We start from the raw sequence: 15889 nt of genomic DNA, 5'->3' as shown, positions 1-15889 counted from the left end.
CGATGTATTCCCCCTGGGATAAATGAATTGTGAACTACTTTTCGTGCAAAGGATAGTGATCTGCCATACGCTGCAGGGCATCCCGAAGAAGTGACCTCGGAGCGGCAATGTTTAGCCGGATATAACCTTCACCAATCGCCCCGAAGGAGGTTCCGTAGCTGACACTGACTCTGCTCTTGTTTTGAATCCACTCCACTAAATCGCTTTCAACCTTGCCGCAGGCGGTGCAGTCCACCCACAATAAATAGGTGCCTTCAGGCTGGATGACTTTAAGTTCGGGCATATGTGATTTTATAAAATCGATCGTATATGCGATGTTGTCCGTTATATAAGCGCGAATCTCATCCAGCCATTTATCGCAAGCCGTATAGGCTACTTCCAGGGCAGGCACGGCAAAAAAAGTCGGATTATGAATCCCTGCCTGCTGCAGCCCATCTTTAAAGCGTTTCCGCAGGTGTGCGTTCGGAATGATGATGTTGGCGATTTCAAGACTCGCGAGATTGAACGACTTTCCCGGGGATGTGCAAATGATCGAACGGTCTGCCACCTGCTCCGTCAGCTTGGCGATCACGGTATGCTCGTATCCCTGATGGATGAAATCTGCATGGATGTCGTCGGATACAATCAGTGCGTCGTATTGGATACACAGCTCGCTGATCCGCTTCAGCTCTTGGATCGTCCAGACCCTTCCGGTTGGATTATGCGGGGAAACGAGCATGACCATCTTCACGCCATCCCTCATTTGCTCTTCCATGTCTACAAAATCGATCTCATACCGTCCGTTCACAAGCTGCAGCGGACTTTCAACCAGCTCTCTGCCATTGATCGCAACCGCTTTCGCGACGGGTTGATAAGCAGGTGTATGGATGAGGATGCGGTCACCCTTCTCCGTCAGGTTCTGAATCAGGACAGAGACGGCTTGTACGATTCGAGGGCAGAATACGATCCATTCCTGCGGTACCTGCCAATCATAGGCTTTGGACAGCCAGCCTTGTACCGCTTCGTAATATGGCGGGAACGGATCGGTGTAACCGTAAATGCCGTGTCTGGCCATTTCCGTTATCCGGTCCACCACGGCCGGCGGCGCCGGCAAATCCATGTCCGCGACAGACAGTGCGATCATGTCCTCCCCCTGAAATTGGGCCATTCCGTCCCATTTGGCGCTGTTCGTTCCGTATCTGCTGATGATGTGGTCAAAATTATATTTCATTGATGTCACCTTTCCTTGATCCTGCGTATGCCAGTTCCTGATTACTTAAGCTTTTGCAAATAACGGTAGACAGTAGGCTCGGATATCGCTAATGCTGCGGCTACTTGGGAAACGCCGCCTTTCAGCAAGAATACCCCCTGCTCATTTAACTCACGCACGAGCTCGATTTTCTCTTGTGAGGATAACCGGTCGACAGGAATGTTTATTTTGCTGATTACGGATGCGATCATATGAGTAAGCAGATCATCCGCGTTGCCCTGCAAATATTCCTTAGATTGTTTGTCCTCCTGCGGAGCCTCAATTGAAGCTGGAGGAAGCGGCGAACCGCCTTGTAAAATATGCTGAATCCATTCTGCGGCAGCCTCCATGTGGGTGATGTCAATGTTCAGACACATCAGCCCGACGAGCTCGTTGTCGTCATTTTTGATAAAAAAGGTGGACGATCTGAAGCTTTGCCCCATCTTTCCCGAAGCCTTATAGTTGGCGATAAACTGTTCTTCCCGGTATGCTTCCGCTTTCAGCAGTTTCAAGACCAAGTCCGTTGACGCGTCTCCTACCTTACGCCCGCTGATGTGACCGTTCTCAATAAAAATAATCGATCGTTCCGGATCGCTAATGTCATGGACTACGACCTCGCATTTGGGCCCAATAATAGCCGCAATAAATGAGGCAATTGGAAAAAACTTCTCAAGGAACTGCCGGTTATCATTCATGTACGGGTGATCTCCTTCCTTGTAAACCTTATGTGTCGTTATAAAATTTATCCATATAATAATTTATTATCGTGATAAGAGTATATTACATTTTTAAAACGGTTTCAATCACTTTTTTGCAAAACTGCGCGAAACATGTCGGAAATTGTTTTTTTTGATGAGGACATGGATTACCCAGGCTTTAATAGCGAAAAAAAGCCCCGGGCAGGCGGCTTCAGCATGATAAATTTTTATCAAATCGTTTTAGGTTTACATAATATATATTACGTTAATCAATATGGCAATTCCTCTTCTTTCAAAGCCACAAGCTCGGCAATCTGCCCAACCTCGGCATCCATTGCACGTTTAAACATTCCTTCATTCCCTTTGTGCGTGTTCTTCAGCTTCCGTATAATGGTTATAATTGGTCATCATAGGAGTCGGAAAATTATCTATAGGAAGAACCAATGTAAAGGAGACATGGCTATGTTCGGATTTAGAGCTGCTGCAGGGGCAGGTTCGGTCACCAAGCAGCTATGCAGCTACCTGCGTCAGGAAATTGAGAGTGGTGCACTCGCACCCGGTCTCCAGCTGCCGCCGACGCGCCGGGCCGCCTTGGACCTTGGGATAGCGCGCAACATCGTGATCGAAGTGTATGAGCAATTGACCGCCGAAGGGTATTTGACGTCCCGAGCCGGTTCCGGAACGTTTGTCGCTGAGGGCATCGAAACCCGCAAAGCTATGAAAATCGACCCTATGCCTTCTTCAGCATCAACCGCTTGATCTGAGTCCGATCCTAAGAAACCGAAGCTCATTGACTTTGACGGGGGTCTGCCCGATTTGTCTCATTTTCCCCGCAGGCTCTGGAGCAAATACGTACGGGAAATTACCGATTCGGCGGCGGAAGACATATTTTCGTATGGCAATATTCAGGGGCTGCCTGCACTGCGTGAGGCCATTGCCGGTTATCTGTACCGTGTAAAAGGCATGGCGTGCAGCATGGACCAAATCGTCATTACGTCGGGGACCTCCGAAGGAATTCTGCTGCTGGCGTCTACCCTTTCGGACCGTTTTCATACGGTTTACACGGAAGAGCCGACGATCGGGTTTGTCGGTGATATATTCCAAAGATTAAACTATACCATCCATCCGGTCGAGGTTGATCATCAAGGAATGCAGATCCACCGGATTGAGCATAACTTCCCTGCCGGTATGATTGTGCTAACTCCTTCCCACCAATACCCGACAGGCAGTATTCTCTCGATTCAACGGAGACAGATGGCTATTGCGCTGGCTGAAAAGGCTGGTCACTATATCATTGAAGATGACTATGACAGCGAATTCCGGCATAAAGGCGGGCCGGTCCCTCCACTGCAGCTGCTTGCCCCGAGCAAGGTCATCTATGCAGGCACGTTTAGCAAAACGCTGTCGCCCGCCCTGCGAATCGGATTCCTCGTTGTGCCCCCGGAACTGATCGAGCCGGTCATTCGCACCAAAACGGAGCTAAACCTGACAACTTCCGGTATCATGCAGTCGGCACTTGCGCGTTTTATATTGGACGGGCATTTTGACAGGCATATTCACAAAATGAGAGCGATATACAAACGAAAACGCGTATATATCGCGGAACAATGCCGCCGCTTATTCGGCGACCGCGTTGAACTGCTGGGTGACGAAGCTGGAATGCATGTCCAGCTCCATTTTAAGCAGGATGCTTACGGGCCGATGGACTGGCACAACATGGAGGGGCTCGGCGTCCGCCTCTCATCTTTTGAAGACTATGCAGTGTTAAAAGGTCGCTCCCCCGGCAAGGTGGTACTCGGATACGGGAATCTGACAGAGAGGGAAATAGCTGAAGGGCTGCGTAGAATCCAGCAGTTTACCGAATCTTGGAGAAGGATCTGAGATATAGCTTACGTTTATTAAACTGGTATTTCGTTTCGATCAATACAGTTCCATGGCCGGCACTCGAGTTTAAAGTTAAACCTTCAAGTGCTACAACAATATAATTTTGCAAATCATTCAAGTATATCAAGGAAGTAAACCCGCGAAACCGAAAGATTGCATGAATGTTATATGATGACTGTATAAACCATTGGGGAGTGAAATAAATGGAAAAAGTCATCAAGCTCAAGGATTCATCCGAAATCAAAGTTGGTTTGGCAGGACGATCCGGAGGCAAAACAATTATGCTGCCTGTCGCCAAGGAATCCGTGTACGGCCAAGAAGCTGAAAGCCTGAAGCTGTGGGGTGTCGACCCCGAATCCGGACAGCATTTCCTCGAGGGACTGGCTGATATGTTCCAAGTCTTGTACTTTGACTATGAAGGCCATCGCATGAAGCACCCCAATCCCGACCATCTGACACCAGAGCAGATTGTAGAAGATCTGCTGTTCATCGCTGATGAAATGAATATCCGCCATTTTAGCTATTATGGTTACTCCTGGCTCGCGCTGGTCGGGCTGCAGCTGGCTATCCGCACGGAGCGGCTGGAGAGCTTGATCATGGGCGGATTTCCGCCATTGGACGGGCCCTATAAAGAAATGATGGTGGTGACCCGCAGTACTTATGAACAAGCTGTACGCAATCAAAATACCCCTATAATGAAAGATTGGCAGGATTCGAGCAGTCCGGAAAAGGTGGATTGGGACCAGGTTCAGGTCAAGATCGACACAAATCAGACCAAGCAGTTTATGACGCTGTACCAGCATTTGATGGATTTTGACGATCGGGCGGTGAGTCTGAACCCGGCCGTTCCAAAGCTGACTTTTGCCGGAGAGAAAGATACGATCGTGTATGGGGAAAACTTCGGCGGCGTCACTGTGGACATTGCCGGGATATTGCAGCGAAACCAACAAGCTTTGGAAGAAATGAGCTGGGACGTTCGTATCTTAACGGGAGACGGGATGGACCATACCAAAGCCATGCACCCGGAGACCGTTCTACCGGTCATCAAGCCCTGGCTCGTATCTAATTTGTTGGACAGTTAGAAGATGTTCGGCTAACGCTTTTCAAGATGATACCTTCGATTATCATTCAAATAAGCTTCTTAATTCACCATTTAAAAAAGGCATTCGGTCGTAGGAACCGGGTGCCTTAATGCGTTTATTTCGACAAAATTTCATGTTCACCTAACGTTTTTTGACTATAGTATCAAGTTTGTTATCTGGAAGCATGGAATCTTCCTTTTATACAATGAATTTACGAAGCGCAAGCTGCAATAGAGAAACCACTGGAAGGAGTGACTAACATGAGTTCAAAAGCCGAGCAAAGCCACAATCGTAAGCGCTTACGTCCACGTTGGCACAAGCAGGATACGGAACTGACCCTGCTCGCCTTGCCGACGACCATATGGTACATCCTCTTCTGCTTTCTGCCTATGTTCGGGATCATTATCGCCTTTAAAAATTTTAGAATTAGCGGCGGATTCCTGAGCAATGTGTTCAACAGCCCGTGGATCGGCTTCAAAAACTTCGAGTTCCTGTTCAAATCGAACGATGCTTGGATCATTATCCGCAACACGATTGGTTACAACCTGATCTTTATCGTTCTAGGCATCGTCCTCCCTGTTCTATTCGCCATTATGGTAGGACTGCTGCACAGCCGGAAGGCCAGCAAAATCTATCAAACGATGATGTTCCTTCCCTATTTTTTATCTTGGGTGGTCGTATCCGCCGTAGGCTGGGCTTTCCTAAGCTTCGATAAGGGGATCGTCAACCAAATGCTCGTCAGTATGGGCAGCGATCCGGTGAACTGGTACATGGAACCGAAATACTGGCCGTTCTTCCTGATTCTCTTAAACGTCTGGAAAGGCCTTGGCTATGGAATGATTATCTACTTGGCCACCATCACGAGCATTGACAGCACCTATTACGAGGCCGCGGTTATCGATGGCGCCTCAATTTGGCAGCAGACGAGATTTATTACGCTGCCGATGCTGAAGCTGGTCATCGTCATGATGTTCATCTTGGCGGTCGGGCGCATTTTCTACACCGATTTCGGCTTGTTCTACCAAGTCACGAGGGACTCCAATTCCTTGTTCAACGTGTCTACGACTATCGATGTCATGGTATACAAGCAGCTGAAAACCGCTACTGTCGGGATGGCCTCCGCTGCAGCATTCGTGCAGTCCGTCTTGGGCTGTGCCACCATTCTGATCGCTAACTGGATTGTCCGCAAAATCGATCCGGAAAGCGCAATGATGTAAGGAGGTAGGGTCGATGTCAACAAGAACGGCTTACGATACGGGCCTGGAGAAATTTAATCGTACCCACAGAGTCGTCGACGTCATTTTCCATCTGATATTTATCATCTTGGCGCTGATCTGTGTCATTCCTGTCGTTGTGGTTCTGTCCATCTCATTTTCCAGCGAAGACTCGATCCGTGAGACGGGATATCATATACTGCCGACCGTACTATCGGGTGATGCATACGCCTATATCGCCAAGCAGGGGACGACGATTTTGAGGGCGCTTGGCGTGTCGGTTCTTGTCACTGTGATTGGGACCGTGCTCGGCGTCCTGCTGACCGCATCGATGGGTTACGTCATTTCCCGCCCCAACTACAAGCTGAAGGGGTTTCTGACCTGGATCGTATTCATTCCGATGGTGTTCAACGGCGGTTTGGTGTCCAGCTACTTTATCAATACAAATTTATTGGGTCTGAAAGACAGCATCTGGGCTCTGATTCTGCCGCTGGCCGTCTCATCCTTTAACGTGATCATCTGCAAAACGTTTTTCAAAAGCACGATTCCCGACGGACTCATCGAATCGGCGGAAATCGATGGCGCGAGCCAGCTGCGGATCTTCTTCTCTATCGTCCTCCCGATCTCGCTGCCCGTGATCGCGACGATTGGATTGTTTCTATGCTTCGCCTACTGGAACGACTGGTTTCAATCGATGCTATATATCGACAACCAGAACCTGTACTCGCTGCAGGCCCTGCTCAACAGCCTGATGAGCAACGTCGATGCCCTGGCAAAGAATGCCGCAAGTATGGGCGTCAGCTACGCCGTGCTTGTCGCGACGATGCCGAAGGAATCCGCGCGGATGGCTGTGGCGATCCTCATCGTTTTGCCTGTAGCCTGCGCCTACCCGTTCTTCCAGAAGTATTTTATCTCCGGGCTTACGGTCGGTGCTGTTAAAGGATAATGACGAAATAAGCCAAGACATCTTGGTTTATGATAAATCACTGCTATCACGGTGATTCAACATCTATAAGGGGGATTTGGAATGAAAAGATCTTTCAGGTTCATCTCGACGCTCTGTTTGCTGACCCTGTTGGCCACAGCTCTGGCGGCCTGCGGCGGCTCGAAGCCTGCTTCTACAGCCGATGGATCGGAGCCAACCACGGAGCCGTCGAAGGACTCCTCGACAACGACCAAGGATGTTCCGACGCTCGTCTGGTGGACGATCGGCGGCCAGGTGCCGAGCAACTTCAGCAAGGCGGTTGACGCCATGAATGCCTACACAGCCGAAAAGATCGGCGTGAAAGTGGACATCAAGGTCGCCAGCTGGGGCGAATGGGACACGAAGATGAACACCATCGTCAATACCGGCGAGCCTTTCGACATCATGTTCACGAACAGCGGAAAGTACAGCAAGCAGGTTGCGATGGGCGCTTTTGCCGATATTACCGATCTGGTACAAAGCGAAACGCCTGACCTGTACAAACTGATTCCGCAAAACGTATGGGACGGCACCAAAATCGGCGGAAAGTATTACTCCGTACCGACCTATAAAGATTCCGCGTTGACGCAGTATTGGGTATTCGATGACAAGTATGTGCAGAAGTACAATATCGACATCAACAACATCAAGACGCTGCAGGATCTGGATAAGCCGCTTCATGATATGAAGGCCGGCGAAGGCAAAAGCTTCTACCCGCTGCCGATGACCCAAGGCGAAGGCCTGAACGGATTCTTTAACGATTATGACGATTTAACGCTGGGCTTCCCTCCGATTGGCGTGAAAGCGGACGATGCATCGCGCAAGGTCGTTTCCGTTCTGGAGCAGCCTGACGTTATGGCTAACCTGAAACTTCTGCATCAATGGTATCAAGACGGCATCATCAATCCGGATGCTCCGACCAAAACCGAAGCTGACAAAGGCAGACCGTTCTTTGCGGCACAAGCCTTCCCTGGCGCCGAAATCAGCTGGCAAATCAATGATAACGTCCAGAAATACGACATGGTTCAGCATTATGGACCCATCTACACCACAAGTACAATCCAAGGTTCTTTGAACGCGATTTCGGCAAATTCGAAATATCAGAAGGAAGCATTAAAATACCTTGAACTGGTTAACACCGATCCGAAGCTGCGCAACATGCTGGCCTTTGGCGAGCTGGGCGTAGACTACAAGAACGTCGACGGCGAAAAGGTCATCGAGCGTACAACCGATACTTGGCCGCTGGCTGCTTACACCCAAGGCACGTTCTTTAATCTGGCGGTGACGAAAGGCGCTCCGGAAGATCAATGGGAACAGGTTAAAAAGTTGAACGAAGCGGCCTCCTCCTCCACGATCCTTGGTTTCGCACTGGACATCAGCAATCTGCAGACCGAAGTGGCAAACTGCCAGGCCGTATGGGACAAATACAAGTATGAACTCATTACCGGAGCATCCGATCCGGAGAAAATGGTGCCGAAGATTACCGCTGAACTGAAGTCGGCCGGCATGGACACGATCATGAAAGTGGCTCAAGAGCAAATCGATAACTACTTCAAGTAAAAGAAATGGAAGCGCATCCCTTAATGAGACTCTCTTAAGGGATGCTTTTTCCTTCCCATCGATGAAGTTTCGTACTAATCGTGGTACCTTTGCACTAATCGTGATACATTGGGATTAGCATTCATGCTTTCGACGAGTTGCTGTCAATCGAGGTGTCTTATGGGCTCTTTTTTGCAAATCAAAATTTACCGCCACAAGTTTATCGCCTATGTCATCTTCGTCGTGAGCATCGGACTCACGCTGGGCACACTGACCTGTGCCATGCTGCTCAACCAATGGGTCGGCAATGCCCGGATCGAGGCGGCGAACGCATTCTCGCGCGTGGAGAATGAACTGCAGTATGACGCCGACCGTATCGAGGCTTACATGCAGCGGATTTACTCCAATCCGGGATTACTCGACGATGCCAGAAGCTTTGCGAGCAGCAGTGCTGAAGGTTACTTGACGAGCAGGCTGGATCACAGCATCTACTCGCAGCCGCTGGTTTCCTTTCCCGAAGATCTTAAGACCTACTTATACAGCTGGGCGCAGGGCGAGATCACGCAGATCAGCCTGCACACCGGCGAATACGGCAATGTAGTACGGTTTAACGATAACGGTATCGCCAGTTACACATTCGGACTTCCGAATAAGGACGAGGCTTTTCATGACACGATTACGAAAGGCTTCGTATACCGCAAGAAACTGTCGAATCCTACGCTGGGCTCTCAGGAATTCGGAGAGCTGCGCTTTTTGGTCAGCAGTGAGCAAGTTTTCAGATCAGTCCAAAATTTCCGGGTTGGCGAAGCTGCGGCCGTCAGTGCTGCCGGCGATATCTACCTGATCGGCGGACACGGCGAAGATTTGGAACAAATGTCCCGGCTGGCTGCGGCAAATGGACGCACACACGGCATTATTTCAAGGGGAATGCTGAAGCCGATATTTTATGTCACCTTCGCCTCCACCAAGTTTAATTTCAAATTCGTCAGCATCATCGATTTGTCCACGCTGATTCGTCAGCATGCCGGGATGCTGATCACCCTCTTCCTGATCGTGCTGGCCGCGATGGTCAGCGTACTGCTGCTCATTGTCTACAATTTACGGGATGATGCCCTCTTCCTGCACCGCATCATCCAGTCGATCGGACGCGTCAAAACGGCCAATTTTACGACGAGCCTCCCGGCCCGGTACCGGAGAAACGAATACGGTATGATCGCCCGTGAGTTGGATGATATGATACAGCAGCTGGATAAGTACATCCGCAATGAGTATTTGCTGAAAATAAAGCAGCAGGAAACCGAAATGAAAGCGCTTCAGAACCAGATTAATCCGCACTTCCTGTACAATACGCTGGAGGTGATCCGCTCTACTGCGCTGGTCAACCGGGACACAGATACCGCCGATGCCATTGCCACTCTAGGGACGCTCTACCGCGAAATCGTGAAGAAGGAAAATATCATTTCGATCGCCAGCGAGCTGGAACTGCTGCAGAAATACTTAGAGATTATGGAGTTTAAGTATCCAGGACGTTTTTATTATCAGGTCAATGTCGAACCGGCCCTCCTCTCGATCCCGACCGTGAAATTTTGGATGCAGCCGCTCGCGGAAAATTTCTTCATCCACGGCTTCGATGCCGCTCATGAGTTTAATTTGTACGTCGTTAATGGCTGGGAAGCCGATGACGGTTATGTGCTTGAATTTGTGGATAACGGGCAGGGGATCCCGGCGGAGCGTTTAAATACCGTTCGTCGCACGCTGTTTAACCAGGATGACGCTTCCTCCGGAAGTATCGGTCTTCGCAACGTATACACGCGGCTTCATTTCTTCTATGGGGACGGCTGTACGATCCAAATTGCGAATAACGAGGAAGCCGGGGTCAAGATTGCGGTACGGATATCAAAAGAGGTGATTGAACATGTACAAGTTGATGATTGTGGATGACGAGCCTCAAATTTTGGAGGGCATGAAACGGATACTGGACTGGAACCAATACGGGTTTGGCCGCATTGAAACGTGTGAAACGACTGAGGAAGCCCTGACCAAAGTGATTGACCTGCAGCCGGACGTGGCCATCTTTGATGTCTGCATTGGCAAGACGCTCGGGTATGAGACCATCAGCAGGCTTAACGAATTTAAGATCCCCACGAAATATATTATTATGAGCGGCTATAGTGAATTCAAATATGCGCAGGAAGCCATTCGCTGCGGCGTCAAAGACTATCTGCTCAAACCGGTGGAGCGCACCAAGCTGCAGCAAGTCATTGAGAAAATCATTGTCGAGGATCTAAACGGTACGATCGGTGATAAGAACAGCGAGGACCTGAACAGGGATCCCGTATTAGGGGTTCAATATGAGCACCTCTCCAAGCTGGTCAACCGCATTTTGCTGATGATCAAGATGGAATACGCCCAGAACATCACGTTAAAATCCGTAGCGGAGCGCTTCCAAATGAACAGTACTTACCTGGGACAGCTGTTTCTTAAAGAAACCGGAATGAAGTTTTCGGAGTACCTCATGGCATACCGGATGCTGCTCGCAGAGGACCGAATCCGCTCAACCGAAGAAAAAATATCTTATATCGCGTTTTCCGTCGGCTACAACAATCTCAATTATTTCTATACGCACTTTCATAGCTTTTTCGGAAAGTCTCCTTCCGAGCTCCGCGGAAAAGCTTAAGCTGCGCACTTTTCAGAAAGGAGGCTGTTGGTGGTCATGAATTATAGACACAAGCCGGTCTTAATGACCCTCTCTCTGATTCTGCTGCTCTTATCGTCGACAGGCTGCTTTCGTCAGTCCGGCCAAAATAGCGACTCCGATGACGGCGCACCGGTCAATCTGATTTATTATACGATTGGGGAACCTGATAAGGATTTGCAGCTCGTCAACGATAAGATCAACGAAATCATGGCACCCAAAATCGGCGTCACCGTCACGTACATCAAGGTCGGTTGGCAGGAATATGAAGATCGGCTGCACACGCTCATATCCGCCGGCAGTCCATTCGACGTCGCCTTTGTTCCCGACTACGCCCCCACGGCAATGCGCGGTGCCTGGCTGAGGGTGGATGACTACCTTCAGGGACTGGGCAAGGAGATGTACGACGAGGTAGATCCGATCTTTTGGCAGGGAGTTCGCATGAATGACGGCGGCATATACGGCATTCCGACCAATAAGGAGCTGGCTGTGCGCGATCAGTGGATGTACCCTGCTTCCATCGTGGATAAATACCATATCGACATTTCCAAGTACGATACCCTGGAATCGCTTGAACCTCTTCTTCGGATGATTCAACAAAAAGAACCGGATTACGTGCCGATGGAACTCGATCGGGATTCGCACAATTTCTTCGCACTCGACGGTTATGAGTACGTCATGAATAACAAGATTCCCTTAATGATCAAATCGCTGGATCCGAGCGCCGAGGTCGTCAATATATTCGAAACCAAGGATGCGCGGCAGATTCTGGATACGCTGCGACGTTATTACAAGGCAGGCTTCATTAACAAGGACGCGGCGCTGCGGGAGCCTGGAGGTTTGAAGCGGGGAGCCAAAGTATTCTGGAAATCCTCCGGCGGCGGTCCCCTTTCAGAGACGACCTGGAGCAAGGACCGCGGCTACAAGGTTGTGGCGAATCCTGTTACGCCGAGCGTTGTCACTACGGAATCGGTCCGGGGAGGAATTATGGCGGTCAATGCCAACACCAAGCATCCCGCCGAGAGCATCAAGTTTTTGAATCTGTTAAACACGGATCCGGAAATACGGAATTTATTTAATTACGGTATTGAGGGCGTGCACTACACGCTTGATGACAAAGGGCAGGTTGTCCCCATCTCCTCAAAAGATAAGGATGGAGCCGATGCCTCGTCCCGTTATGCTGGAGTCCAGTATACTCAAGGGAATTGGTTTATCCTGAATACGATGGGCGGCGACTACCCGGATCCCCTCGATAAATGGGAGCAGTTCCGTCAATATAACGCCGGAGTCGTCAAGTCGGCCGTGCTCGGATTTACGCCGGATCTTAGCAAAATGACGGCACAAACCGATAATATTGAGATGGTCTGGCAGAAATACTACCCCAGCCTGATGACGGGCTCCGTCGATGTTGGCGCAATCCTCCCCAAGTTTAATCATGAACTGAAACAGGCGGGCATTGATGAAGTACGTAATGAAGTACAGAGACAGCTGGATGCATGGCGTGCTGTCAGCAGGTAGCTGTTTGCGAATTCAACTCTCCGCGTGAAATCCGTTCTTTAATTGATACGTTCCGGCAGCCGGTCATGCTGCATGTGACCTGCTGCCGGTCATTTCATTGAAATATACTCTTCTTTTAACAGTCCATAATACATAAGATCCTCGTATTTCCCCTGCTTTTTAGCATGCTGTCGTAACGTGCCTTCATATTTCATCCCCACCTTAGCCATCACTTTGCCCGAAGCGGGATTCCTGCCAAAATGACGCGCAAATACGCGGTTTAACCTTATTTCTTCAAAGGCGTAACGAACGATTCCTTTTGCGGCTTCGGTACAATAACCAAGATTGCTATAGGGCTTCCCGACCCAATAAGCAAGTTCGCCGTGGTCAAATGGCGGATGGAATGCGATGCAGATTGCTCCGACCACATATTGTCCTTCCTTATGTACGATAGCCAGCTCGAGGGATCGTCCCTGCTCAAACTGATCTTGGTGGGATGCGATCCATTTCTCCGCTATGCCATCATCATAGGGATGAGGAATATATAACGTCATGTCAGCGATGTATGGATCTCCGGCTAATTTCTGAACAGCCTTGGCATCGTCTAGGCAAAAAGGACGTAACAGCAGCCTGTCTAGTGGAATGGTCGGCAATGCTTGCATGTGCTAATCCCCCTGTTCTTCTTACTTCAATTTAATTAGATTTTAGTTCAAGCGAAGGATAAAAAAAACCGCCGTTTGGCGGCAGCAAATGGGCACATGTTTTCAGCTTCTCCGATTTCCGGCTAACCCTGTCGATAATCACTGCTGAACGGACCAGCTCAGCCCGCCATCAGCCGTCACGGCAGTTCCCTGCAGGAACTGAATCCAGCCATGCTGCGGATCGGAAAAGCCGATCGATCGGACGTCTATCATCTCGGCATCTGCGGGAAAAGGATGATCCGTCCAGGTGCGGCCCCCGTCAGCAGTCCTCAGTAGGCGGGTAATCACACCGTCTTTGGCTTCGAAATCTTCAAAAAGCATGTACCCGTGCGTTTCATCGCTAAAATAGACAGCGTCCGGATACCAGTCCTTGTCCAGCGTCAATACCGTCTCCTCCAAATGGTCCGCCCTGAAGTGAATGAGCTCAAGACTTCCCTTGGTGTCCATCTGCTTCAGCAGCCATCCACTGGAATAGGAGGTCAAGGCGACTTGCATCTCACTATTTTCTTTGCTCACCAGCGTTTTTCCCCAGGTCTTTCCGCCATCCGAAGTGCGATAAATAGCCTTCCCTTCTCCAGTGGCGAACAAGACACCATGATTTGTGTCAAAAAACCGGAAGGCTGAAATATTGGCGATCTCCAGCTTGTTCAGCGATTCGCTGGAAACTTCATGCCAGGTGAGCCCGCCATCCTGGGTTTTCAATAAAACATGCTGGGGGTCTTTATCCCGGAAGGCCATCATGAAGCCTTCTTTCTCACTGACAAAGCTGATTTTCTCGAGCCGGATATAAGAATCCAGGGAAGCGATGATCTTCCAGCTCGCCCCACCGTCAATCGTTTTCAGTACCTTACCGCTGTCCAGTTGGGTGCCGATGCCAAATCCGAGTTGGCGATCGATAAAAGCCATGTCCTCCGTCGGTCTGCCATACGGCTCGGATAGCGGATAAGACTCCTGCCAGCTTATTCCCCCGTCAGTCGAGTGAATGAGAAAATCGGAGCCGTTCATCCCGTCGACGGCGGCCCATATTGCCTTAGCGGACACCATCTGTACCTGATTTACCGCCACCGCCTTGCTCACGCTGGTAAAGCTGCGGCCGCCGTCCTTTGTCAGCCAAATACCTCCTTCGATCGGTCCCGCGCCCGGGTGCAGCGAAATTACGCCAGTGTTTCCGTCGATCAGCTGAATACCGTTTACATAAGGACGTCCCGTCCGCTGTGTGCTCATTTTAGTCCAATGCTTACCACCGTCAACAGTACGGTAAACGTCACCGCTCAGCATCCCCTTCTCATTTGTCAGCAGCCATCCGGTATTTTCACTCGCAAACTGGATTTGAAAAGCGGACAAAGGCGAATCCTCCGCGGAGAGGTCCAGCTGTTTGGACCATGTCCGCCCATCATTATTGGTCTTTACAACAGCAAGCTTGGTATCATCCTTGCCGACCGTTCCGACCACATAACCGGTGCCGGCTTTCGGAAAACTGGCGCTGATCGGTTTGAAGTCCTTGATTCCAAACACAGCCGTTTTAAAATGATTTCCCCCATCCTGTGTGAGCAGCAGGCGGCCGTTCACGAGCATCGCGCCGCTTTTCTCATTCACAAACGACAATTTATGCAGAATGGGAGTGCCTTGGCTGTGGTCCTCTTGGGATTCGGACTTCCATTTTGTATCCAGCTGCTGCCGCCGTCTCCTGTTTTCAGCAGACGGATCTGTTTGCACTGCAGCTGTCCTGCGCTGCTGAAACAGTTGTCTTCGACCAAAGCATACCCGGTTTTGGCTTTGATAAAATCCAGGCTGCGTATATACTTCCCAGGCAAATTCTGTTCCTTCCAATGCGTCCCGCCGTCCTGGGTGGACAGCAGCCTTAGTTGAGCGTCAGTGCGCTCTTTGACCGCAAATCCTGTTTTGGAATCGACGAAATCGATGACCGGGAGATCATACGAGATTTTCCCGTTCCAAATGAGCTCCTTTCCCTGCTGCGGCTGAATGGGGATATCAGCCGAAGACAGCGCGGCCGCTGCTGGTTCCGCCCCTTTAGCACACCCCGTAAGAACGGCTGCCAAAATGGACACAAGGACTGCTGCTCTGAAATGCCTGCGTCTTATTTTCATGTTTAACGCCTCCTTCATCCGCGCAAAAAACAGTCTGTAAAATAAATCTCCTGTGCTTTAGCCGTCCAAGGCTTAAGATTGTTCATGACAAGTTTTATTATAGAGTTTGCTTTAGTGCGATGGGTTAAGGTTTGTTCTCGTTTTGGAGTCAAGATTTTCATATTTTCATGGCTACATGGATTGTGAGGAGTTGTTGATCCTTTTGTGACTTTTATAGAACGCCGTTTGTGATATTCGCTTGATATGATTCTACTGCTAATAAAAAACGCATGAGCTATA

The 15889-nt window shown here is 49.8% G+C and carries 13 protein-coding genes and 1 pseudogene; 9 read left to right on the top strand and 5 right to left on the bottom strand.

Going from position 1 to position 15889, the window contains the following annotated elements:
- Window positions 1-34: 34 nt before the first annotated feature.
- Window positions 35-1210: a MalY/PatB family protein gene (locus ABID47_RS31650; RefSeq protein ID WP_354502980.1), complete on the bottom strand. Its 1176-nt coding sequence runs from the start codon at window positions 1208-1210 to the stop codon at window positions 35-37.
- A gap of 41 nt (window positions 1211-1251) precedes the next feature.
- Entirely contained in the window at window positions 1252-1923 is a 672-nt protein-coding gene (locus ABID47_RS31645) for a helix-turn-helix transcriptional regulator (RefSeq protein WP_089547296.1), read from the bottom strand.
- A 465-nt stretch (window positions 1924-2388) separates the two neighbouring features.
- Between ABID47_RS31645 and ABID47_RS31640 the strand changes: the two genes are divergently transcribed.
- The 9 genes and pseudogenes from ABID47_RS31640 (at window position 2389) to ABID47_RS31600 (ending at window position 12822) form a co-directional block, all read left to right on the top strand.
- Window positions 2389-2685, top strand: coding sequence for a winged helix-turn-helix domain-containing protein (locus tag ABID47_RS31640; RefSeq protein WP_354502978.1), 297 nt, complete (start codon window positions 2389-2391; stop codon window positions 2683-2685).
- A 27-nt stretch (window positions 2686-2712) separates the two neighbouring features.
- Window positions 2713-3807: pseudogene (pdxR, locus tag ABID47_RS31635) on the top strand (MocR-like pyridoxine biosynthesis transcription factor PdxR); the annotation flags it as partial.
- A 206-nt stretch (window positions 3808-4013) separates the two neighbouring features.
- Entirely contained in the window at window positions 4014-4892 is an 879-nt protein-coding gene (locus ABID47_RS31630; RefSeq protein WP_354502974.1) for an alpha/beta fold hydrolase, read from the top strand.
- 260 nt (window positions 4893-5152) lie between these two features.
- A complete protein-coding gene (locus ABID47_RS31625) occupies window positions 5153-6109 on the top strand; it encodes an ABC transporter permease (protein ID WP_354502972.1) in 957 nt (318 codons plus the stop codon).
- A 13-nt stretch (window positions 6110-6122) separates the two neighbouring features.
- Window positions 6123-7052, top strand: coding sequence for a carbohydrate ABC transporter permease (locus ABID47_RS31620; RefSeq protein WP_354502970.1), 930 nt, complete (start codon window positions 6123-6125; stop codon window positions 7050-7052).
- 81 nt (window positions 7053-7133) lie between these two features.
- Entirely contained in the window at window positions 7134-8630 is a 1497-nt protein-coding gene (locus tag ABID47_RS31615) for an ABC transporter substrate-binding protein (RefSeq protein ID WP_354502968.1), read from the top strand.
- Window positions 8631-8789: 159 nt separating this feature from the next.
- A complete protein-coding gene (locus tag ABID47_RS31610) occupies window positions 8790-10550 on the top strand; it encodes a sensor histidine kinase (RefSeq protein WP_354502966.1) in 1761 nt (586 codons plus the stop codon).
- Window positions 10525-11286, top strand: coding sequence for a response regulator transcription factor (locus ABID47_RS31605; RefSeq protein ID WP_354502964.1), 762 nt, complete (start codon window positions 10525-10527; stop codon window positions 11284-11286). The genes ABID47_RS31610 and ABID47_RS31605 overlap by 26 nt, the downstream gene beginning before the upstream one ends.
- A gap of 36 nt (window positions 11287-11322) precedes the next feature.
- Window positions 11323-12822 (top strand): ABC transporter substrate-binding protein, encoded by a 1500-nt coding sequence (locus tag ABID47_RS31600; protein WP_354502962.1) that lies wholly within the window; start codon window positions 11323-11325, stop codon window positions 12820-12822.
- A gap of 89 nt (window positions 12823-12911) precedes the next feature.
- Here ABID47_RS31600 and ABID47_RS31595 read toward each other — a convergent pair whose 3' ends face one another.
- The 3 genes from ABID47_RS31595 to ABID47_RS31585 all read right to left on the bottom strand — a co-directional run bounded on the left by ABID47_RS31595 (window position 12912) and on the right by ABID47_RS31585 (window position 15610).
- Window positions 12912-13463, bottom strand: a complete 552-nt coding sequence (locus ABID47_RS31595; protein ID WP_354502960.1) for a GNAT family N-acetyltransferase — start codon at window positions 13461-13463, stop codon at window positions 12912-12914.
- A 138-nt stretch (window positions 13464-13601) separates the two neighbouring features.
- On the bottom strand, window positions 13602-15098 hold the full coding sequence (locus ABID47_RS31590; protein WP_354502958.1) for a WD40/YVTN/BNR-like repeat-containing protein: 1497 nt from the start codon (window positions 15096-15098) through the stop codon (window positions 13602-13604).
- On the bottom strand, window positions 15095-15610 hold the full coding sequence (locus ABID47_RS31585; protein ID WP_354502956.1) for a WD40/YVTN/BNR-like repeat-containing protein: 516 nt from the start codon (window positions 15608-15610) through the stop codon (window positions 15095-15097). Before ABID47_RS31585 ends, ABID47_RS31590 begins: the two co-directional genes overlap by 4 nt.
- Window positions 15611-15889: the final 279 nt, after the last annotated feature.

The sequence above is a fragment of the Paenibacillus favisporus genome, assembly GCF_040545415.1.
GTDB lineage: Bacteria > Bacillota > Bacilli > Paenibacillales > Paenibacillaceae > Paenibacillus_AQ > Paenibacillus_AQ favisporus.
Note: the sequence above shows the minus strand (reverse complement) of the source record. Positions and strands in the feature narration are given on the sequence as shown.